Raw genomic sequence first — 20,772 nt, forward strand, 5'->3', positions numbered from 1 at the left:
TGCAGTGGAGAGCCCATGAAAGCCCAAGGTCTGTACGATCCGTCCAATGAACACGATGCCTGCGGCGTCGGTTTCGTCGCCCACATCAAGGGCAACAAGAGCCACTCCATCGTGGAACAGGGTCTGTTGATCCTGAAGAACCTCGATCACCGGGGCGCCGTCGGCGCCGATGCGCTGATGGGCGATGGCGCCGGCATCCTGATCCAGATCCCGGACCAGTACTACCGCGACGAAATGGCCAAGCAAGGCGTGGAACTGCCGCCGCCAGGCGAATACGGCGTCGGCATGGTGTTCCTGCCTAAAGAAAATGCATCGCGCATCGCCTGCGAACAGGAAATCGAGCGCGCCGTGCGCGCCGAAGGCCAGGTCGTGCTGGGCTGGCGCAACGTGCCGGTGGACTGCGACATGCCGATGTCCCCTACCGTGCGCGCCAAGGAACCGGTGATCCGCCAGATCTTCATCGGCCGCGGCGCCGACATCATGGTGACCGATGCGCTGGAGCGTAAGCTGTACGTGATCCGCAAATCGTCGGGCCACGCCATTCAGGCGTTGAAGCTGATCCACGGCAAAGAATTCTTCGTGGCCTCGCTGTCGGCCCGCACCATCGTCTACAAGGGCCTGCTGCTGGCGGACCAGGTCGGCGTGTACTACAAAGACCTGCAGGATGCGCGCTGCGTGTCCGCGCTGGCGCTGGTGCACCAGCGTTTCTCGACCAACACCTTCCCGGAATGGCCGCTGGCCCACCCGTACCGCCTGATCGCCCACAACGGCGAGATCAACACCGTCAAGGGCAACTTCAACTGGATGCGCGCCCGTGAAGGCGTGATGAAATCCGCCGTGCTGGGCGACGACCTGCACAAGCTGTTCCCGCTGATCTACGAAGGCCAGTCGGACACCGCCTGCTTCGACAACGCGCTAGAACTGCTGCTGATGGCAGGCTATCCGATCGCCCAGGCGATGATGATGATGATCCCGGAAGCCTGGGAAAATCACGGCACGATGGACGACAATCGCCGCGCGTTCTACGAATATCACGCCGCCATGATGGAACCGTGGGACGGCCCTGCCGCCATGGCCTTCACCGACGGACGCTACATCGGCGGCACGCTGGACCGCAATGGCCTGCGTCCGGCCCGCTACATCGTCACCGACGACGACCTGGTGGTGATGGCGTCGGAATCGGGCGTGCTGCCGATTCCCGAATCGAAGATCATCCAGAAATGGCGCCTGCAGCCAGGCAAGATGTTCCTGATCGACCTGGAAGCCGGCCGCATCATCGACGATAAAGAGCTGAAAGACACCTACGCCAACGCCAAGCCGTACAAGGCATGGATCAACGCGGTGCGCATCAAGCTCAACGAAATCAAGCTGAGCGAAAGCCAGCTGGCGCACAACCGCGCCAAGGACATCGCGCCGGCCCAGGGCGAAAAAGCCCTGCCGTCGCTGCTGGACCGCCAGCAAGCCTTCGGCTACACCCAGGAAGACTTGAAGTTCCTGATGGCGCCGATGGCCGCCGCCGGCGAAGAAGCCACCGGCTCGATGGGCAACGACTCGCCGCTGGCCGTCATGTCCAACAAGCTCAAGCCGCTGTACAACTACTTCAAGCAGCTGTTCGCGCAAGTGACCAACCCGCCGATCGACCCGATCCGCGAAGCGATGGTGATGTCGCTGGTGTCCTTCATCGGCCCGAAACCTAATCTGCTGGACACCAACAACGTCAACCCGCCGATGCGCCTTGAAGTGTCGCAGCCTGTTCTGGGCTTCGACGACATGGCCCGCCTGCGCGGCATCAGCCAGCACACCGGCGGCAAGTTCAAGTCGTACGAGCTGAACATCTGCTACCCGCTGGCCTGGGGCAAGGAAGGCGTGGAAGCATGCCTGGCCTCGCTGTGCGCCGAGGCGGTCGATGCGGTCAAGTCCGGCCACAACATCCTGATCGTGTCGGACCGCTCGGTTGGCGCCGATCGTGTTGCCATCCCCGCGCTTCTGGCGACATCCACCATCCATCAGCACCTGGTGAGCAAGGGCTTGCGCGCTTCCACCGGCCTCGTCGTGGAAACCGGCTCGGCCCGCGAAACCCACCACTTCGCGCTGCTGGCAGGCTATGGCGCCGAAGCTATCCACCCTTACCTGGCAATGGAAACCCTGGTCGAGATGGCGCACGGCATGCCGGGCGATATGTCGGGCGACAAGGCGGTCTACAACTACACCAAGGCCATCGGCAAGGGCCTGATGAAGGTCATGTCCAAGATGGGCATCTCGACCTACATGTCCTACTGCGGCGCGCAGATCTTCGAAGCTGTCGGCCTGAACAAGTCGCTGGTCGACAAATACTTCAAGGGCACGGCCTCGAACGTTGAAGGTATCGGCGTGTTCGAAGTGGCGGAAGAGGCGCTGCGCCTGCATAACCTGGCTTTCGGCAACGATCCTGTACTGGAAAACCACCTGGACGCCGGTGGCGAGTACGCCTACCGCGTGCGCGGCGAAGACCACCTGTGGACTCCGGATGCGATCGCGAAACTGCAGCATTCGACCCGCAGCAACAACTTCTCCAGCTATAAAGAGTACGCCCAGATCATCAACGACCAGAGCAAGCGCCACCTGACGCTGCGCGGCCTGTTCGAGTTCAAGCTTGATCCGTCGAAGGCGATCCCGCTGGACGAAGTCGAGCCGGCCAAGGAAATCGTCAAGCGCTTCGCGACTGGCGCGATGTCCATGGGTTCGATCTCGACCGAAGCCCACGCGACCCTGGCGGTGGCGATGAACCGCATCGGCGGCAAGTCCAACACCGGCGAAGGCGGCGAAGATCCATCGCGCTACACGATGGAACTGAAAGGCATCAAGATCAAGCAGGGCGAGACCATGGCTTCGGTCATGGGCAAGGAACAGATGGTGGTCGACATTCCGCTGCAGGAAGGCGACTCGCTGCGTTCGCGCATCAAGCAGGTGGCGTCCGGCCGTTTCGGCGTGACTGCGGCCTACCTGAACTCGGCCGACCAGATTCAAATCAAGATGGCGCAGGGCGCCAAGCCTGGCGAAGGCGGCCAGCTGCCGGGCCATAAAGTGTCCGAATACATCGCCACCCTGCGCTTCTCGGTGCCGGGCGTGGGCCTGATTTCGCCGCCGCCGCACCACGATATTTACTCGATCGAAGACTTGGCCCAGCTGATCCACGACTTGAAGAACGCCAATCCGCGCGCTTCGATCTCGGTCAAGCTGGTGTCGGAAGTCGGTATCGGCACGGTGGCCGCAGGCGTCACCAAGGCCAAGGCCGATCACGTGGTCGTGGCCGGCCATGACGGCGGCACCGGCGCTTCGCCGCTGTCGTCGGTCAAGCACGCCGGCACGCCGTGGGAGCTGGGCCTGGCTGAAACCCAGCAAACGCTGGTGCTGAACGGCCTGCGCAGCCGCATCCGCGTCCAAGCCGACGGCCAGATGCGTACCGGCCGCGACGTCGTCATCGCCGCCATGCTGGGCGCCGACGAAATCGGCTTCGCCACCGCGCCGCTGGTGGTCGAGGGTTGCATCATGATGCGCAAATGCCACCTGAACACTTGCCCTGTCGGCGTCGCCACGCAGGATCCTGTGCTGCGCGCCAAGTTCTCCGGCAAGCCTGAGTACGTCGTGAACTACTTCTTCTTCGTCGCCGAAGAAGCCCGCCAGCTGATGGCGCAACTGGGCATCCGCACTTACGACGAGCTGATCGGCCGCGTCGACCTGCTGGACAAATCCAAGGCCATCACGCACTGGAAAGCCAAGGGCCTGGACTTCAGCAACATCTTCTACCAGCCGGAAGTGCAGGAAGGTCATTCGATCTACCACACGATGGAACAGGACCACGGCCTCGACAAGGCGCTCGATCACAAGCTGATCGCGCAAGCCAAGGCGGCGCTGGAAAAAGGCGAGCGCGTGTCCTTCATCTCGCCGGTGAAGAACTTGAACCGCACCGTCGGCACCATGTTGTCGGGCGAAGTGGCCAAGCGCTACGGCCACGCCGGCCTGCCGGACGACACCATCCACATCCAGCTGCAAGGCACGGCGGGCCAGTCGGCCTGCGCCTTCCTGGCGCACGGCATCACCATCGACCTGGTCGGCGAGGGTAACGATTACGTCGGCAAGGGCTTGTCGGGCGGCCGCATCATCGTGCGTCCGAACACCGAGTTCCGTGGCTGGGCGGTGAACAACATCATCATCGGCAACACCGTGCTGTACGGCGCGATCAGCGGCGAAGCCTTCTTCAACGGCGTGGCCGGCGAGCGTTTCGCCGTGCGTAACTCGGGCGCCACCGCCATCGTCGAAGGCACGGGCGATCACGGTTGCGAATACATGACCGGCGGCACCGTGGTGGTGCTGGGCGCCACCGGCCGCAACTTCGCGGCGGGCATGTCGGGCGGCATCGCCTATGTGTACGACCCGGAGGGCGATTTCGAAGCCCGCTGCAACACCGCGATGGTGACGCTGGAGCCGGTGCTGACCGCCAAGGAGCAGGAAGCCCAGAGCGAAACCTGGCACGTGCAGCACAAGGACCATGGCCGCGAGGCGGACGAGGTGATCCTGAAGCGTTTGATCGAGCGCCACTTCAAGCACACCGGCAGCACCCGTGCCCGCCTGTTGCTGGACAACTGGGCCGAAGGCCGCGGCAAATTCGTCAAGGTCTTCCCGAGCGAATACAAGCGCGCCCTGATCGAGATGGCCGAGGACGTGGCGAACGAAGCCGCCGTCGTCCAGCCGATCGCAGCATAAGACAGCCAAGAACGTCGTCATTCCCGCGCAAGCGGGAATCCATAGAACGCCAGCTCAGCATGGATCCCCGCTTGCGCGGGGATGACGGAGCAACAGATAACTAAAGGACTTATCGTGGGTAAAATCACCGGCTTCATGGAATTCAAGCGTCAGGACGAGAGCTATTTGCCGCCTGCTACGCGTTTGAAAAACTATTCCGAATTCGTCATCACCCTGACCAATGAACAGGCCAAGGTGCAGGGCGCGCGCTGCATGGATTGCGGCATCCCGTTCTGCAACACCGGCTGCCCGGTCAACAACATCATCCCGGACTGGAACGACCTGGTTTATCGCGGCAACTACCGCGAGGCGCTGGACACCCTGCACTCGACCAACAACTTCCCGGAATTCACCGGCCGCATCTGCCCTGCGCCGTGCGAAGCCGCCTGTACGCTGGGCATCAACAACGATCCGGTCGGCATCAAGTCGATCGAGCACAAGATCATCGACGAAGGCTGGGAGCACGGCTGGGTCGTGCCGCAGCCTGCGGCCAAGCAGAGCGGCAAGAAGGTCGCCATCGTCGGTTCCGGTCCTGCCGGCCTGGCGGCGGCGCAGCAGCTGGCGCGCGCCGGCCATGCCGTCACTGTGTTCGAGAAGAGCGATCGCGTCGGCGGCCTGCTGCGCTACGGCATCCCTGACTTCAAGATGGAAAAGTCGCACATCGACCGCCGCATCAAGCAGATGGAAGCCGAAGGCGTGGTGTTCCGCACCAGCGTGCTGGTTGGCAAGGACTTCCCGGCCAACGTCAACAACTGGGCCAAGGAAACCATCTTCCCGGAAGACCTGGAGAAGGAATTCGACGCCGTCATCCTGGCCGGCGGCGCCGAGCAGCCGCGCGACCTGCCTGTGCCGGGCCGCGAGCTGAAGGGCGTGCACTTCGCCATGGACTTCCTGCCGCTGCAAAACAAGGTCAACGCCGGCGACAAGGTGAAGGACCAGCTGAAAGCCACCGGCAAGCATGTGGTGGTGATCGGCGGCGGCGACACCGGTTCCGACTGCGTCGGCACCTCGAACCGCCACGGCGCGGCCTCGGTCACGCAGTTCGAGCTGATGCCCATGCCGCCGGAGCAAGAGAACAAGCCGCTGGTCTGGCCGTACTGGCCGACCAAGCTGCGCACCTCCTCGTCGCACGAGGAAGGCTGCGAGCGCGACTGGGCTGTGGCCACCAAGCGTCTGGAAGGCAAGAACGGCAAGGTCGAGAAGCTGGTCGCCTGCCGCGTCGAGTGGAAAGACGGCAAGATGGCCGAAGTGCCGAACTCGGAATTCGAGATGAAGGCCGACCTGGTGCTGCTGGCGATGGGTTTTGTATCGCCGGTGGCCAATGTGCTGGACGCATTCGGCATCGAGAAAGATGCACGCGGCAACGCCAAGGCCAGCACGGACGGCGAAGGCTGCTACAAAACATCCGCCCCCAAGGTGTTTGCCGCCGGCGACGTGCGCCGCGGCCAGTCGCTGGTGGTGTGGGCGATCCGCGAAGGCCGCCAGTGCGCGCGCGCGGTCGATGAGTTTTTGATGGGCTCGTCGGAACTGCCGCGCTAATCCCAGCGCACCGCGATAGCCTGCCTCCCGCCGGTGGCGAACGGGTGATCCCTGTTCCCACCGGTTTTTTTACGTCCTTGGCTTGTGCAATGCAGCAATGTAACAATTCTTGATAGGTGTAAATTGCTGACTTTAGGTTCATTAGTGTTGTATTATCTGCTACTTACGATGCCTCTCTCTGTCACAAAAGAGGGGGCGCCAGCAGAGATTAACCTTTCTGCACTACAATACGGCATTAAAAACAATGAGTTCAGTCGTGGCTAATCTAGTCGAAATCCGTGATCTACACTTTTCCTACGGAAAGCGCGCCATCCTGTCGGGCCTCCAGATGGATTTCCCACGCGGGAAAGTGATCGCTGTGATGGGCGGCTCGGGCAGCGGCAAGACCACGGTATTGCGCCTGATCGGCGGCCAGATCCGCCCACAACGCGGCCATGTCAAGGTGCAGGGCCAGGTCGTGCACAAGCTAAATACCGCCGGCTTGTATCTGCTGCGGCGCAAAATGGGCATGCTGTTCCAGCACGGCGCGCTGTTTACCGACCTCACCGTCTTTGAAAACGTCGCCTTCCCGCTGCGCGAGCATACCGACTTGCCGGAAGAGCTGATCCGCAACCTGGTGCTGATGAAACTGCACGCGGTCGGCCTGCGCAACGCCGCCAAGCTGAAGCCGGGCGAAATCTCCGGCGGCATGGCCCGCCGCGTGGCGCTGGCCCGTTCGATCGCGCTGGACCCGGAACTGATCATGTACGACGAGCCCTTCGCCGGCCTCGACCCGATCTCGATGGGCGTCACCGCCAACCTGATCCGCAACCTGAATACCGCGCTGGGCTCGACCACCGTGCTGGTCTCGCACGACGTCAAGGAATGCTTCGCCATCGCCGACTACGTCTACTTCCTGTCGCAGGGCAAGATCGTCGCGCACGGCACGCCGGCCGACATGATGGTGTCGACCGACCCGTACGTGAAGCAGTTCGTCAACGCCGAGGCCGACGGTCCGGTGCCCTTCCACTATCCAGGCAAGTCCCTGGCCGATGATCTGGGCCTGGGAGCGCAAGCATGAGTATCAAGAACTGGTTGTCCAAGCTGGGCGCACCCCTGCGCGATTACGTGGAAAGCATAGGCTACGGCGCCCGTACCTTCGCCAATATGCTGGGCGTCTCGCCCGGCCTGCTGCGCCGTCCGGCGCTGCTGGTCGAGCAGCTGCACTTCATCGGCAATTATTCGATGCTGATCATCACCCTGTCCGGCCTGTTCGTCGGCATGGTGCTGGGCCTGCAGGGTTACTATACGCTGAACAAATACGGCGCCGAGCAGTCGCTGGGCCTGCTGGTGGCACTGGGCCTGACCCGCGAACTGGGCCCGGTCATCACCGCGCTGCTGTTTGCCGGCCGCGCCGGCACCTCGCTGACCGCCGAAATCGGCCTGATGAAGGCTGGCGAGCAGCTGTCGGCGATGGAAATGATGGCCGTTAACCCTATCCAGCGCGTGCTGGCGCCCCGCTTCTGGGCCGGCGTGATCTCGGTGCCGCTGCTGGCGTCGGTGTTCAGCGCGGTCGGCGTGCTGGGCGGCTGGCTGGTCGGCGTGCAGCTGATCGGCGTCGATGACGGCGCATTCTGGTCGCAGATGCAGGGCGGCGTCGACATCTGGAAAGATATTTTCAACGGTTTTGCCAAGAGCGTGGTGTTCGGTATCGCCATCACCTTCATTGCGCTGTACCAGGGCTATGAAGCCCAGCCGACCCCGGAAGACGTGGCGCGCGCCACCACCCGCACGGTCGTGATCTCATCGCTGATGATCTGGTGGCTGGACTTCATGATGACGGCGCTGATGTTCAGCAAATAAACGCCAAAGTACAAGATAAGAAACTAAGGAATCGCTATGCAACGTAAATCTCTGGATGTCTGGGTCGGTCTGTTCATCGTCGTCGGCGTCGCCGCACTGATGTTTCTGGCGCTGAAAGCCGGCAACATGGGTTCCATGTCCTTCGGCAAGGTGTATCCGATCACCGCCAAGTTCGACAACATCGGCAGCCTGCGCCCGCAAGCGGCGGTCAAGGCGGCCGGCGTGGTGGTAGGCCGTGTGGGAGAGATCAAGTTTGATGACAAGAGTTACCAGGCACTGGTAACCTTGAACATGGAAGAAGGTTACAAATTCCCTAAAGACAGCTCGGCCAAGATCCTGACCGCCGGCCTGCTGGGCGAACAATACGTGGGCATCGAAGCCGGCGGCGACACCAATAACCTGGCCGCCGGCGACAAGATCGCCCGTACCCAATCGGCCGCCGTGCTGGAAGACTTGATCAACCAGTTCATCTACAGCAAGGCTGCAGAAGGAAAGGACAGCAAATGACGCACCGTACTCCGCAACACCTCCGCCGTGCCGCACTGGCGCTGGGCGTCACCGTGCTGCTGGCCGGCTGCGCCGGCCCGAACCCGCGCGATCCGTACGAAGGCTTCAACCGCGCCATGTTCAGCTTTAACGATACGGTCGACACCTACGCGCTGAAACCGGCCGCGACGGCCTACCGCAACGTGCTGCCGAACTTCGTGCAGACCGGCGTCAACAACTTCTTCGGCAACCTGGCCGACGCCTGGACCGGCGTCAACAACCTGCTGCAAGGCAAGGGCGAAGCCGGCATGTCGGACGTCACCCGTTTCGCGCTGAATTCCACGCTGGGCATCGTCGGCCTGTTCGACATCGCCTCGGAAGCCGGCCTGCAAAAGCACAAGGAAGACTTCGGCCAGACGCTGGGTACCTGGGGCGTGCCGTCCGGCCCCTACCTGATGCTGCCGCTGCTGGGCCCATCGACCGTGCGCGATACGGTGGCCCTGCCGCTGGACATCAAAGGCGATATCTGGGGCTACAAGGAACCGGTCTACATCCGCAACAGCGGCACCGCGCTGCGTGCGGTCGACCAGCGCTCCAACTTGCTCAACGCCACCAGCCTGCTGGAAGACGCCGCCCTGGACCGCTACGAGTTCATCCGCGACGGCTTCCTGCAGCGCCGCGAAAGCCAGATCCATCCGGACGGCGACGAGCCGCCACGCAAGTCCAAGAAGGACGATGCGGCGGAAATCGACGCCAAGCCAGCCGTTGCGCCAACCGTTGCAACGATTGCCACCGCACAAACTTCTGCCCCCGTGTCATCCGAATCGGCGCCAAAAGAGTTAAACTCTGGCGCACCGGCTGCAAGCAACGTCAGCCCGTGACCCCGAAGAACCACACAAAGGTAACGAAAACATGAAATTGATCAAACAACTTATCGCTGTAGCAACTGTTGCCCTGGCCGTCAACGCCCAGGCCGCAGCCCCCGCCAACGAAGCGCCGGACGTCCTGGTCAAGCGCATCAGCCAGGAAGTGATCGAAACCGCCAAGTCGGACAAGGCGATCCAGTCGGGCGACCAGAAGAAAGTGCTGGACCTGGTCGAAAGCAAGATCCTGCCGTACGTCGATTCGCAGCGCATGACCGCGCTGGCGGCCGGCCGTTTCTGGCGCGATGCCACGCCCGAGCAGCAAAAGCTGCTGTCGGAACAGTTCCGCACGCTGCTGATCTTCACCTACTCGGGCGCGCTGTCGCAGATTAAAAACGAAACCATCGAGTTCAAGCCGATGCGTTCCGATCCGACCGACAACGAAGTCGAAGTGCGTTCGCAGGTCAACGTCGCCCGCGGCGAACCGATCCCGCTGAACTACCGCGTCGCCAAGACCCCTGCCGGCTGGAAGATCTACGACATCAACGTGCTGGGCGCGTGGCTGGTCGAGACCTACAAGGGCACGTTCGCTTCCGAAATCGGCAAGGGCGGCATCGACGGCCTGATCAAGACGCTGACGGAAAAGAACAAGTCGCTGGCCAACAAACCACTGAAAACTGTTTCCAAATAAGCCATAACGCCATGTCTACCGCCGTCTCCGAACCCCTCGACAACCTGCAGTCGCTCACGACCCTGACCGTGCTCAACGCCTCCGTGGCGCTGGAGCGCGGCCTGGCGGCCCTCAAGGCCGGCCAGACCGTGTTCGACCTGCGCCATGTGTTGACGGTGGATTCGGTGGCGGTGTCCGTCATGCTGGCGTGGCAGCGCGCCGCCCAGGACGCCGGCGTCAAGCTGGAACTGAAAAACCTGCCGCCGGCGCTGCAAAGCCTGACCAAGCTGTACGGCGTATGCTCGCTGCTGTTCCCGTCGTCGGTCGCGCTGGAGCCGGGTGCGCCTGCCGCGCCGAATCCGCTGCACGAAGAATTTGCCCCGGTCAATGCACCGGAAACCTTCTTCACCAAGAAGACCGGTCTCGCCGACGACTCGGCCTCGCACCACCATCATTGACCTCCGCCACACCCCGCCGCCCGTAGTACCCCCGGTAAATAGCCAGTCCGGCTCTGCCGATCCGAATTTCCAATATAATTGAACGTTGCCGCTGCCTGAGAGCCGCGGCGCCCGCAGCATCTTCCGCCACGTTTAGGCCACACAGCGCCGGCTCGCGCCGCCGCACCTTACAGATAAGTCAAGCATGACAGCGATCCAAATAAGCAATGTCGAGAAGCGCTACAAGTCGCTCCAGGCACTGGGCGGCGTGTCCCTTTCGATCGAAGAGGGAGAGTTTTTCGGTCTGCTGGGCCCCAACGGCGCCGGCAAGACCACACTGATTTCCATCATCGCCGGACTGATCCGGCCCGATGCCGGCAAAGTCACCATCCACGGCCACGACGTCACCGGCGATTTCCGCGCCGCCCGCAAGAAGCTCGGCGTGGTGCCGCAGGAACTGGTGTTCGACCCCTTCTTCACGGTGCGCGAGACGCTGCGCCTGCAATCGGGTTACTTCGGCTTGCCGAACAACGATGCCTGGATCGATGAGGTGATGCACAACCTCGACCTGACCAACAAGGCCGACGTCAATATGCGCGCCCTGTCCGGCGGCATGAAGCGCCGCGTGCTGGTGGCGCAGGCGCTGGTGCACAAGCCGCCCGTCATCGTGCTCGACGAGCCGACCGCCGGCGTCGACGTCGAACTGCGGCAGACGCTGTGGAAGTTCATCTCGCGCCTGAACCGCGAAGGCCACACCGTGGTGCTGACCACCCACTACCTGGAAGAGGCGCAAGCCATGTGCAAGCGCGTGGCCATGCTCAAGAGCGGCAAGGTCGTCGCGCTGGACACGATGGCGTCGCTGATACGCCGCATCTCCGGCTCGCAGCTGACCGTGAACCTGAGCAGTGGCGACTTGCCGCAAGACCTGCGCCACCTGGTCACGCACCCGGAGCAGTCGGAGCATGGCAAGAAGTACAGCCTGCGCGTCAACGAATACGCTGAAGTCGAAACCCTGCTGGCCCGCCTGCGCGAGTCCGGCGCCGTGATCGACGAAATGCAACTGCAACAAGCGGATCTGGAAGATATCTTCTTGCAGATCATGGATAAGGGCACCGTATGAACTTCATCTCCACCGGCTTCCGCACCCTGGTCTACAAGGAGACGCTGCGCTTCTGGAAGGTCGCCACGCAAACCGTCGCCGCGCCCATCCTGACGGCCATGCTGTATTTGCTGATCTTCGGCCACGTGCTCGAAGGCCGCGTCACCGTCTACGCGGACGTCAGCTACACCGCCTTCCTGATCCCCGGCCTGGTGATGATGAGCGTTCTGCAGAACTCCTTCGCCAACTCGTCGTCGTCGCTGATCCAGTCCAAGATCACCGGCAACCTGGTGTTCGTGCTGCTGACGCCCTTGTCGCACTGGGAGATCTTCTCGGCCTACGTGATCGCCGCCATGGTGCGCGGCGTGGTGGTCGGCTTCGGCGTGTTCGTCGTCACCGCGTGGTTCGCCCATCTGTCGTTCACGGCGCCGTTGTGGATCGTGGTGTTCGCGCTGCTGGGCGCCGCCATCCTCGGCACCATGGGCCTGATCGCCGGCATCTGGGCCGAGAAATTCGACCAGCTGGCCGCGTTCCAGAACTTCCTGATCATGCCGCTGACCTTCCTGTCCGGCGTGTTCTACTCCATCCACTCGCTGCCGCCGTTCTGGCTGACGATCTCGCATTTGAATCCGTTCTTCTACATGATAGACGGCTTCCGCTACGGTTTCTTCGGCCAGTCGGACGTCAACCCGCTGGTCAGCGTGAGTATCGTCTCCGCCTTCCTCGTCGTGTTGGCACTGCTGGCGATTCGTTTGCTGCGCAGCGGTTACCGCCTGCGTCACTAATTCCAAGGACTTATTATGACCACTACTCCAGAACTGATCCACGGCTACCTGAGCGCCGGCCTCGAATGCACCCACCTCGAAGTGGAGGGCGACGGCCAGCACTTCCAGGCCATCATTGTCTCGCCGGCCTTCGTCGGCAAGCGTTTGATCCAGCGCCACCAGATCGTGTACGCCGCGCTGGGCGACCGCATGCGCGAAGAGATCCACGCGCTGTCGATGAAAACCCTCACCCCTGACGAATACCAAGGATAAGCAAGCATGGACAAGCTCCTCATACAAGGCGGCAACCGCCTGAACGGCGACATCAACATCTCCGGCGCGAAGAACGCGGCGCTGCCCATCCTGTGCGCCGGCCTGCTGACGTCGGGCGATGTCGAACTGTCCAACGTGCCGCACCTGCACGACGTGGCGACCATCCTCAAGTTGCTGGGCCAGACCGGCCTCAAAGTGACGCAGGACGGCGACAAGGTCACGCTCAACGGCAGCGCCATCGACAAGCTGGAAGCCCCGTATGAGCTGGTGAAAACCATGCGCGCCTCGATCCTGGTGCTCGGTCCATTGCTGGCGCGCTTCGGCGAAGCCAAGGTCTCGCTGCCGGGCGGCTGCGCCATCGGCTCGCGTCCGGTGGACCAGCACATCAAGGGCCTGCAGGCGCTGGGCGCGGACATCACCGTCGAAGGCGGCTACATCTACGCCAAGTGCAAAAAGCTCAAGGGCGCGCGCATCGTCACCGACATGATCACCGTGACCGGCACCGAGAACCTGCTGATGGCAGCAACGCTGGCCGAAGGCGAGACGGTGCTGGAAAACGCCGCCTGCGAACCTGAAGTGACCGACCTGGCCAACCTGCTGGTGGCGATGGGCGCGAAGATCGAAGGCATCGGCACCAACCGCCTGACGATCCAGGGCGTGGCAGAACTGCATGGCGCCAAGCACGCCGTGATCTCCGACCGCATCGAAGCGGCGACCTTCCTGTGCGCCGTCGCGGCGACCGGCGGCGACATCACGATCCGCAACACCCGCGTCGACATCATGGACGCCGCGCTGGACAAGCTGCGCGAGATCGGCCTGCAGATGACCATCGGCGACAACTGGATCCGCGCGCAGATGGACAAGCGCCCGACGCCTGTGACCTTCCGCACCACCGAATACCCGGGCTTCCCGACCGACATGCAGGCGCAGTTCATGGCGGTGAACACCATCGCCGACGGCGCCAGCCGCGTGACCGAGACGATTTTCGAAAACCGCTTCATGCACGTGCAGGAGATGAACCGTCTCGGCGCGTCGATTGAAACCGACGGCAACACCGCCTTCATCAAGGGCGTCGAGCAGCTGGTGGGTGCGCCCGTGATGGCGACCGACCTGCGCGCTTCGGCATCGCTGGTGATCGCGGCCCTGACCGCGCGCGGCGAAACGCTGATCGACCGCATCTACCACCTCGATCGCGGCTACGACCAGATGGAAGTGAAGCTGTCCGCAGTGGGCGCCAACATCAAACGGATCAAATAATCATGAGCGCATTCCAGGCCAACTCGCAGCTGATCCTCGCGCTGTCGAAGGGACGTATTTTCGAGGACACCCTGCCGCTGCTGGAAGCGGCCGGCATCACCGTTACCGAAAACCCGGAGACTTCGCGCAAGCTGATCCTGTCGACCAACGATCCTGACGTGCGCGTCATCATCGTGCGCGCCACCGACGTGCCGACCTACGTGCAGCACGGCGCGGCGGACTTCGGCGTGGCCGGCAAGGACGTGCTGCTGGAGCACGGCGGCGAAGGCCTGTACCAGCCTATCGACTTGAACATCGCGGCCTGCCGCATGTCGGTCGCGGTGCGCAACGGCTTCGACTACGAAACCGCCGTGCGCCAGGGCGCGCGCCTGCGCGTGGCCACCAAGTTCGTCGAGACCGCGCGCGAGCACTTCGCCAAGAAGGGCGTGCACGTCGACCTGATCAAGCTGTACGGCTCGATGGAGCTGGCGCCGCTGGTCGGCCTGTCGGACGCCATCGTCGACGTGGTCAGCACCGGCAACACGCTGCGCGCCAACGACCTGAAAGAGGTCGAAGCGATCATGGACATTTCGTCGCGCCTGATCGTCAACCAGGCCGCCTTGAAGCTCAAGCGCGCCCGCCTGCAACCGATCATCGAAGCATTCGAACGCGCCTCTAAAAAGTAAAACATCATGTCGATTCAAATTACCAAGCTCGATTCCACCCAAGCCGATTTCAAAAAGTCCCTGGATGCCCTGCTGGCATTTGAAGCGAGTACTGATGAAGCGATCGAACGCGCCGTCGCCGGCATCTTGGCCGACGTCAAGGCGCGTGGCGACGCCGCCGTGCTGGAATACACCAACCGCTTCGACCGCATTCCGAACGGCGGCGCCTCCAGCATGGCCGCCTTCGATATTCCCGAAGCCGAATTGCAGGCCGCATTGGCCGCGATTCCTGAAGCGCAGCGCAACGCGTTGCACATCGCCGCACAACGCATCCGCGTATTCCACGAGCGCCAGAAGCAGGAACTGAACGGCTTCACCTACACCGAAGCCGATGGCACGGTGCTGGGCCAGAAGGTCACGCCGCTGGACCGCGTGGGCATCTACGTCCCGGGCGGCAAGGCAGCCTATCCATCGTCGGTGCTGATGAACGCGATACCCGCGCACGTCGCCGGCGTTGAAGAGATCATCATGGTGGTGCCGACCCCGGACGGCGTGAAGAACCAGATGGTGCTGGCCGCCGCCGCGATTGCCGGCGTCACCCGCGTCATCACCATCGGCGGCGCGCAGGCTGTCGCCGCACTGGCGCATGGCACTGAAACCATCGCACCGGTGGACAAGATCGTCGGCCCGGGCAACGCCTACGTGGCCGCCGCCAAGCGCCGCGTGTTCGGCATCGTCGGCATCGACATGATCGCCGGCCCTTCGGAAATCCTGATCGTCTGCGACGGCACTACCGATCCTGATTGGGTCGCGATGGACCTGTTCTCGCAGGCCGAGCACGACGAACTGGCGCAAGCCATCCTGCTGTGCCCCGACGCCGACTACATCGCCAAGGTGGAAGCGAGCATCAACAAGCTGCTGCCGACGATGCCGCGCGCGGAAACGATCCGCACCTCGCTGACCGACCGCGGCGCGCTGGTCAAAGTGCGCGACATGGCCGAAGCCTGCGCCATCGCCAACAGCATCGCCGCCGAGCACCTGGAAATCTCGGCCGAGAACCCGCAGCAGTGGGCCGACCAGATCCGCCACGCAGGCGCCATGTTCCTCGGCCGCTATTCGTCCGAATCGCTGGGCGACTACTGCTGCGGCCCGAACCACGTGCTGCCGACCTCGCGCACCGCGCGCTTCTCGTCGCCGCTGGGCGTGTACGATTTCCAGAAGCGTTCGTCGATCATCCACGTCAGCGAAGCCGGCGCGCAAACGCTGGGCAAGGTCGCGGCCGAACTGGCCTACGGCGAAGGTCTGCAGGCCCACGCCCGCAGCGCGGAGCTGCGCCTCAAATGAGTGAAGCATGGATCAATCAGGTCTTCTGTGAGGATGCGCTGGCCGGACTGGCGCGCATCCCGGACGGTTCCATCGACCTGATTTTGACCGACCCGCCGTACAACCTGGGCAAGGACTACGGCAACGACTCGGATTCGCAAACGGTGGAAGACTACCTGCGCTGGACCGAGCAATGGATCGACGCCGCGCTGCCGAAGCTCAAGCCCAACGGCAGCCTGTACATCTTCCTGACCTGGCGCTTTTCGCCGGAGATCTTCGTGCTGCTGAAAAAGCGCATGACGATGATGAACGAGATTATCTGGGACCGCCGCGTACCATCGATGGGCGGCAGCGTGCGCAGTTACTCGTCGGTGCACGACACCATCGGCTTCTTCGTGCGCCGCAAGGACTACTACTTCGACCTGGACTCGGTGCGCATCCCGTACGACGCCGAAACCAAGAAAGCCCGTTCGCGCTCGATCTTCATCGGCGCCAAGTGGCTGGAAGTGGGCTACAACCCCAAGGATTTGTGGAGCGTGTCGCGCCTGCACCGTGAGCATCCCGAGCGCGCCGACCATCCGACGCAGAAGCCGCTGGAGATCATCGAGCGCATGGTCAAGGCCTCGTGCCCGCCGGACGGCGTGGTGCTGGACCTGTTCATGGGCAGCGGCACGACGGCCATCGCCGCCAAGCGCTGCGGCCGCAATTTCGTCGGCTTCGAACTGAATCCCGACTACTGCGCCATCATCGCCGAACGTCTCGCCATGCCGGAGGTGCCCGCACCGCCGGAGAAGAAGAAAAAACCCGCTGTCAAACGAAGTTTAGTCAACTCATAGGAGCCTTAGTAAGATGTCTTCCATCGACACCCTGGTCAACACCACCATCCGCTCCGACGTGCGCGCCATCCATGGCTACCACGTCGCCGACGCGAGTGGCTATATCAAACTGGATGCGATGGAGAACCCTTACCACCTGCCGCATCATCTGCGCGAGGAGCTGGCGCAGCGCCTGGTCGAGGTGACGCTGAACCGTTATCCGGTCGCCTCCTACGCCACCATCAAGCAAAGCGTGTGCGCCAAGCTGGGTGTACCGGCCGGCTACGACGTCATGCTGGGCAACGGCTCCGACGAATTGATCTCGATCCTGTGCATGGGCTGCGCGCTGCAGGACCGCCGCGCCGTGGTGCTGGCGCCGACGCCGTCCTTCGTCATGTACCAGCGCTCGGCGCAGTTCGCGGGCATGGATTATGTCGGCGTGCCGCTCAAGGCCGATCTGACGCTGGATATGCCGGCCATGCTGGCCGCGATTGAAGAACACAAGCCGTCGCTGGTGTTCCTGTCCTATCCCAACAACCCGACCGGCAACCTGTTCGCCGAAGAAGATATCGTCGCCATCATCAAGGCGCTCGATGGCTTCGGCCTGGCCGTGGTCGACGAAGCCTACGAGCCGTTCGCGCAGCAGACCTTTATGCACCGCCTGCCGGAGTTCGAGAACCTGGTGGTGATGCGCACCGTATCGAAGCTGGGCCTGGCCGGCATCCGCCTCGGCTACATGTCGGCGGCGCCGCAATTGCTGGCGGAGTTCGACAAAGTGCGGCCTCCTTACAACATCAACGTATTGACGCAGGCAGCGGCCGAATTCGCGCTCGACCATGTGGAGGTGCTGAACCAGCAGGCCACCGCTTTGCGCGCCGCACGCGCCGATCTGGCGGCTGCATTGGCCGCCATGCCCGGCGTCTCGGTATTTCCGTCGGCGGCGAATTTTATCTTGATACGCGTGCCAAATTCCGACGATGCCTACGCGAAACTGCTGTCTCGCAAGGTATTAATCAAAAATGTGAGTAAAATGCACAGTGTGCTGACCAATTGTTTACGTATCACGGTCAGCACCCCGGAAGAGAATTCCGCCTTCCTCGATGCCTTCGCCGCATCGCTGGCATCCTGAGACCCATCGCGAGCCCTTCATGAACCGCACCGCAGAAATCATCCGCAACACCAACGAGACGCAAGTCCGCGTTTCGATCAACCTTGACGGCACCGGCAAGCAAAAGCTGAACACCGGCGTGCCCTTCCTGGACCACATGCTGGACCAGATCGCCCGTCACGGCCTGTTCGACCTGGACGTGGAAGCCACCGGCGACATCCATATCGACAACCACCACACGGTGGAAGACGTCGGCATTACGCTGGGCATGGCAGTGGCCAAGGCCATCGGCGACCGCAAGGGCATCGTCCGCTACGGCCATTCGTACGTGCCGCTGGACGAGGCGCTGTCGCGCGTGGTGCTGGATTTCTCCGGCCGTCCAGGTATCGAGTACCACATCCCGTTCACGCGTGCGATGATCGGCACTTTCGACGTCGACCTGACGCTGGAATTCTTCCGCGGCTTCGTCAACCACGCGCTGGTGACGCTGCACATCGATAACCTGCGCGGCACCAACGCCCACCACCAGTGCGAGACCGTGTTCAAGGCTTTCGGCCGCGCGCTGCGCATGGCGTCCGAGCTGGACCCGCGCGCCGCCGGTACGATCCCGTCGACCAAGGGCAGCCTGTAAAACATACATCATGAAAAAAATCGTAGTAGTTGATTACGGCATGGGTAATCTGCGCTCGGTTGCGCAGGCCCTGCGCGCCGTCGCGCCCGAAGCCAATGTGCTGATCTCCGGCGAAGTGGCCGATATCGAAACCGCCGACCGCATCGTGCTGCCCGGCCAGGGCGCCATGCCGGACTGCATGCGCAGCCTGCGCGAATCCGGCGTGCAGGAAGCGCTGCTGGTGGCCGCGAAGACCAAGCCGCTGATGGGCGTATGCATCGGCGAGCAGATGCTGTTCGATGGCAGCGAGGAAGGCAATGCCGCCGGCCTCGGCCTGTTGCCGGGCAAGGTGGTGCGCTTCCAGCTGGATGACCAGATGCAGGAAGACGGCTCGCGCTTCAAGGTGCCGCAGATGGGCTGGAACCAAGTCCATCAAAACGCGTCTCACCCGATGTGGCAGGATATTGCGGACAACAGTTACTTCTATTTCGTGCACAGCTATTTCGCCCAGCCGGAGCGGGACGAGCACACCGTCGGACAAACTGTCTACGGTGCGGCGTTCAGCTGTGCCGTCGCCCGTGATAATATTTTTGCGACCCAGTTCCACCCGGAGAAAAGCGCCGCGGCCGGATTGCAGTTGTATAAAAATTTCGTTCACTGGAACCCTTGATTTCACTTACCCTTTAATCTACTGAAACCATCATGCTGCTCATTCCTGCCATCGACCTCAAAGACGGTCACTGCGTTCGCTTGAAACAAGGCGATATGGAACTCGCCACCGTATTCTCCGAAGACCCGGCCGACATGGCCCTGCATTGGCTGAAGCAAGGCGCGCGCCGCCTGCACTTGGTCGACCTGAACGGCGCCTTCGCCGGCAAGCCGAAGAACGAAGCCGCGGTCAAGGCCATCCTGCAAGTGGTGCAGGAATACGCGGAAGAAAACGACCTGGACGAAATCCCCGTGCAACTGGGCGGCGGCATCCGCGACCTCGACACCATCGAGCGCTACCTGGATGCCGGCATCAGCTACGTCATCATCGGCACCGCAGCGGTCAAGGAGCCGGGCTTCCTGCACGACGCCTGCGGCGCCTTCCCCGGCCACATCATCGTCGGCCTGGACGCCAAGGACGGCAAGGTCGCCACCGACGGCTGGAGCAAGATGTCCGGCCACGAAGTGATCGACCTGGCCAAGAAGTTCGAAGCCTATGGCGTCGAATCGATCATCTACACCGACATCGGCCGCGACGGCATGATGGGCGGCGTGAACATCGAAGCCACGGTCAAGCTGGCGCAGGCGGTCAAGATCCCGGTCATCGCTTCGGGCGGCCTGCACAACCTGGGCGACGTGGAAGCGCTGTGCGCTGTCCAGGACGAAGGCATCGAAGGCGTGATCTGCGGCCGTTCGATTTACGAAGGCACCATCGATCTGGCGTCGGCGCAGTTGCGCGCCGATGAGCTGAGTGGTGACCTGGTCGAAGAAGAAGACACGGAAGAATAATGCTCGCTAAACGCATCATCCCCTGCCTGGACGTGACCGATGGCCGCGTCGTCAAAGGCGTCAATTTCACCGAGCTGCGCGATGCCGGCGACCCGGTGGAAATCGCCCGCCGCTACGACGAGCAGGGCGCCGATGAGCTGACCTTCCTCGACATCACTGCCACCAGCGACAACCGTGGCCTGATCCTGGACATCATCGAAGCCGTCGCTTCGCAGGTGTTCATTCCGCTGACGGTGGGCGGCGGCGTGCGCGAGGTGGCCGATGTGCGCCGCCTGCTCAACGCCGGCGCGGACAAGGTCAGCATGAACTCGTCGGCGGTGTCGAATCCGCAGCTGGTGTACGACGCTTCGCAAAAGCACGGCTCGCAGTGCATCGTGGTGGCGATCGACGCCAAGCAGGTCGCGCCCGGCAAGTGGGAAGTGTTCACCCACGGCGGCCGCAAGGCCACCGGCATCGACGCCATCGAATGGGCGAAGAAAATGGAGCAGATGGGCGCCGGCGAAATCCTGCTGACCAGCATGGACCGCGACGGCACCAAGTCCGGCTTCGACCTGGGCCTGACGCGCGGCGTGTCCGACGCCATCGGCATCCCGGTGATCGCCTCGGGCGGCGTCGGCGGCCTGCAAGACCTGGCCGACGGCATCAAGCTGGGCAAGGCGGACGCGGTGCTGGCGGCCAGTATCTTCCACTATGGCCAGCACACGGTGCAGGAAGCCAAGCGCTTCATGGCGCAACAGGGCATTCCGATGCGCCTGGCGTAGTT

The 20,772-nt window shown here is 62.8% G+C and carries 20 protein-coding genes; all 20 read left to right on the top strand.

Annotated elements, in window-relative coordinates:
- Window positions 1-15: 15 nt before the first annotated feature.
- Complete coding sequence (locus GEV01_RS24795) at window positions 16-4,743, top strand: glutamate synthase-related protein (RefSeq protein WP_152808167.1); 4,728 nt, start codon at window positions 16-18, stop codon at window positions 4,741-4,743.
- Between the two features lie 114 nt (window positions 4,744-4,857).
- Window positions 4,858-6,321 carry a glutamate synthase subunit beta gene (locus tag GEV01_RS24800; protein ID WP_008443097.1) on the top strand — a complete coding sequence of 488 codons (1,464 nt, stop codon included), beginning with the start codon at window positions 4,858-4,860 and terminating at the stop codon, window positions 6,319-6,321.
- Between the two features lie 244 nt (window positions 6,322-6,565).
- Window positions 6,566-7,381, top strand: coding sequence for an ABC transporter ATP-binding protein (locus GEV01_RS24805; RefSeq protein WP_152808171.1), 816 nt, complete (start codon window positions 6,566-6,568; stop codon window positions 7,379-7,381).
- Window positions 7,378-8,163, top strand: coding sequence for a lipid asymmetry maintenance ABC transporter permease subunit MlaE (gene mlaE / locus GEV01_RS24810; protein ID WP_008443093.1), 786 nt, complete (start codon window positions 7,378-7,380; stop codon window positions 8,161-8,163). The genes GEV01_RS24805 and mlaE overlap by 4 nt, the downstream gene beginning before the upstream one ends.
- A gap of 36 nt (window positions 8,164-8,199) precedes the next feature.
- Window positions 8,200-8,670 carry an outer membrane lipid asymmetry maintenance protein MlaD gene (mlaD, locus tag GEV01_RS24815; protein ID WP_070267829.1) on the top strand — a complete coding sequence of 157 codons (471 nt, stop codon included), beginning with the start codon at window positions 8,200-8,202 and terminating at the stop codon, window positions 8,668-8,670.
- The gene (locus GEV01_RS24820; RefSeq protein ID WP_152808173.1) at window positions 8,667-9,530 is read left to right on the top strand and encodes an MlaA family lipoprotein; all 864 of its coding nucleotides are present in this window, start codon (window positions 8,667-8,669) and stop codon (window positions 9,528-9,530) included. The genes mlaD and GEV01_RS24820 overlap by 4 nt, the downstream gene beginning before the upstream one ends.
- 31 nt (window positions 9,531-9,561) lie before the next feature.
- Complete coding sequence (locus GEV01_RS24825) at window positions 9,562-10,203, top strand: MlaC/ttg2D family ABC transporter substrate-binding protein (RefSeq protein WP_152808176.1); 642 nt, start codon at window positions 9,562-9,564, stop codon at window positions 10,201-10,203.
- An 11-nt stretch (window positions 10,204-10,214) separates the two neighbouring features.
- Window positions 10,215-10,640: an STAS domain-containing protein gene (locus tag GEV01_RS24830; protein ID WP_152808178.1), complete on the top strand. Its 426-nt coding sequence runs from the start codon at window positions 10,215-10,217 to the stop codon at window positions 10,638-10,640.
- A 184-nt stretch (window positions 10,641-10,824) separates the two neighbouring features.
- Window positions 10,825-11,739: an ABC transporter ATP-binding protein gene (locus tag GEV01_RS24835; protein WP_008443082.1), complete on the top strand. Its 915-nt coding sequence runs from the start codon at window positions 10,825-10,827 to the stop codon at window positions 11,737-11,739.
- The gene (locus GEV01_RS24840) at window positions 11,736-12,503 is read left to right on the top strand and encodes an ABC transporter permease (protein ID WP_152808180.1); all 768 of its coding nucleotides are present in this window, start codon (window positions 11,736-11,738) and stop codon (window positions 12,501-12,503) included. The genes GEV01_RS24835 and GEV01_RS24840 overlap by 4 nt, the downstream gene beginning before the upstream one ends.
- Before the next feature lie 15 nt (window positions 12,504-12,518).
- Complete coding sequence (locus GEV01_RS24845; protein ID WP_070267817.1) at window positions 12,519-12,755, top strand: BolA family protein; 237 nt, start codon at window positions 12,519-12,521, stop codon at window positions 12,753-12,755.
- A gap of 6 nt (window positions 12,756-12,761) precedes the next feature.
- Entirely contained in the window at window positions 12,762-14,012 is a 1,251-nt protein-coding gene (murA, locus tag GEV01_RS24850) for a UDP-N-acetylglucosamine 1-carboxyvinyltransferase (protein ID WP_116991405.1), read from the top strand.
- Between the two features lie 2 nt (window positions 14,013-14,014).
- The gene (hisG, locus tag GEV01_RS24855; RefSeq protein ID WP_008443069.1) at window positions 14,015-14,677 is read left to right on the top strand and encodes an ATP phosphoribosyltransferase; all 663 of its coding nucleotides are present in this window, start codon (window positions 14,015-14,017) and stop codon (window positions 14,675-14,677) included.
- Between the two features lie 6 nt (window positions 14,678-14,683).
- On the top strand, window positions 14,684-16,000 hold the full coding sequence (gene hisD / locus GEV01_RS24860; protein ID WP_152808182.1) for a histidinol dehydrogenase: 1,317 nt from the start codon (window positions 14,684-14,686) through the stop codon (window positions 15,998-16,000).
- The gene (locus GEV01_RS24865) at window positions 15,997-16,815 is read left to right on the top strand and encodes a DNA-methyltransferase (RefSeq protein WP_070267811.1); all 819 of its coding nucleotides are present in this window, start codon (window positions 15,997-15,999) and stop codon (window positions 16,813-16,815) included. Before hisD ends, GEV01_RS24865 begins: the two co-directional genes overlap by 4 nt.
- 13 nt (window positions 16,816-16,828) lie before the next feature.
- Window positions 16,829-17,923, top strand: a complete 1,095-nt coding sequence (gene hisC, locus GEV01_RS24870) for a histidinol-phosphate transaminase (RefSeq protein ID WP_152808184.1) — start codon at window positions 16,829-16,831, stop codon at window positions 17,921-17,923.
- Between the two features lie 19 nt (window positions 17,924-17,942).
- Window positions 17,943-18,533 (top strand): imidazoleglycerol-phosphate dehydratase HisB, encoded by a 591-nt coding sequence (gene hisB / locus GEV01_RS24875; RefSeq protein ID WP_090324507.1) that lies wholly within the window; start codon window positions 17,943-17,945, stop codon window positions 18,531-18,533.
- Window positions 18,534-18,543: 10 nt separating this feature from the next.
- A complete protein-coding gene (gene hisH, locus GEV01_RS24880; RefSeq protein ID WP_152808185.1) occupies window positions 18,544-19,182 on the top strand; it encodes an imidazole glycerol phosphate synthase subunit HisH in 639 nt (212 codons plus the stop codon).
- Between the two features lie 32 nt (window positions 19,183-19,214).
- Window positions 19,215-20,009 (top strand): 1-(5-phosphoribosyl)-5-[(5-phosphoribosylamino)methylideneamino]imidazole-4-carboxamide isomerase, encoded by a 795-nt coding sequence (gene hisA / locus GEV01_RS24885; protein WP_008443046.1) that lies wholly within the window; start codon window positions 19,215-19,217, stop codon window positions 20,007-20,009.
- Window positions 20,009-20,770 (top strand): imidazole glycerol phosphate synthase subunit HisF, encoded by a 762-nt coding sequence (hisF, locus tag GEV01_RS24890; RefSeq protein ID WP_070358809.1) that lies wholly within the window; start codon window positions 20,009-20,011, stop codon window positions 20,768-20,770. The genes hisA and hisF overlap by 1 nt, the downstream gene beginning before the upstream one ends.
- The last annotated feature ends 2 nt before the right edge of the window (window positions 20,771-20,772 follow it).

It is taken from the genome of Rugamonas rivuli, from assembly GCF_009380165.1.
GTDB classification, from domain to species: domain Bacteria; phylum Pseudomonadota; class Gammaproteobacteria; order Burkholderiales; family Burkholderiaceae_D; genus Rugamonas; species Rugamonas rivuli.

Bases quoted from the DNA above. Each gene is read 5' to 3' on its own strand.
- GEV01_RS24795 (WP_152808167.1), top strand. From the start codon at position 16: ATGAAAGCCCAAGGTCTGTACGATCCGTCCAATGAACACGATGCCTGC.
- GEV01_RS24805 (WP_152808171.1), top strand. From the start codon at position 6,566: ATGAGTTCAGTCGTGGCTAATCTAGTCGAAATCCGTGATCTACACTTT.
- mlaE (WP_008443093.1), top strand. From the start codon at position 7,378: ATGAGTATCAAGAACTGGTTGTCCAAGCTGGGCGCACCCCTGCGCGAT.
- mlaD (WP_070267829.1), top strand. From the start codon at position 8,200: ATGCAACGTAAATCTCTGGATGTCTGGGTCGGTCTGTTCATCGTCGTC.
- GEV01_RS24820 (WP_152808173.1), top strand. From the start codon at position 8,667: ATGACGCACCGTACTCCGCAACACCTCCGCCGTGCCGCACTGGCGCTG.
- GEV01_RS24825 (WP_152808176.1), top strand. From the start codon at position 9,562: ATGAAATTGATCAAACAACTTATCGCTGTAGCAACTGTTGCCCTGGCC.
- GEV01_RS24830 (WP_152808178.1), top strand. From the start codon at position 10,215: ATGTCTACCGCCGTCTCCGAACCCCTCGACAACCTGCAGTCGCTCACG.
- GEV01_RS24835 (WP_008443082.1), top strand. From the start codon at position 10,825: ATGACAGCGATCCAAATAAGCAATGTCGAGAAGCGCTACAAGTCGCTC.
- GEV01_RS24840 (WP_152808180.1), top strand. From the start codon at position 11,736: ATGAACTTCATCTCCACCGGCTTCCGCACCCTGGTCTACAAGGAGACG.
- GEV01_RS24845 (WP_070267817.1), top strand. From the start codon at position 12,519: ATGACCACTACTCCAGAACTGATCCACGGCTACCTGAGCGCCGGCCTC.
- murA (WP_116991405.1), top strand. From the start codon at position 12,762: ATGGACAAGCTCCTCATACAAGGCGGCAACCGCCTGAACGGCGACATC.
- hisG (WP_008443069.1), top strand. From the start codon at position 14,015: ATGAGCGCATTCCAGGCCAACTCGCAGCTGATCCTCGCGCTGTCGAAG.
- hisD (WP_152808182.1), top strand. From the start codon at position 14,684: ATGTCGATTCAAATTACCAAGCTCGATTCCACCCAAGCCGATTTCAAA.
- GEV01_RS24865 (WP_070267811.1), top strand. From the start codon at position 15,997: ATGAGTGAAGCATGGATCAATCAGGTCTTCTGTGAGGATGCGCTGGCC.
- hisC (WP_152808184.1), top strand. From the start codon at position 16,829: ATGTCTTCCATCGACACCCTGGTCAACACCACCATCCGCTCCGACGTG.
- hisB (WP_090324507.1), top strand. From the start codon at position 17,943: ATGAACCGCACCGCAGAAATCATCCGCAACACCAACGAGACGCAAGTC.
- hisH (WP_152808185.1), top strand. From the start codon at position 18,544: ATGAAAAAAATCGTAGTAGTTGATTACGGCATGGGTAATCTGCGCTCG.
- hisA (WP_008443046.1), top strand. From the start codon at position 19,215: ATGCTGCTCATTCCTGCCATCGACCTCAAAGACGGTCACTGCGTTCGC.
- hisF (WP_070358809.1), top strand. From the start codon at position 20,009: ATGCTCGCTAAACGCATCATCCCCTGCCTGGACGTGACCGATGGCCGC.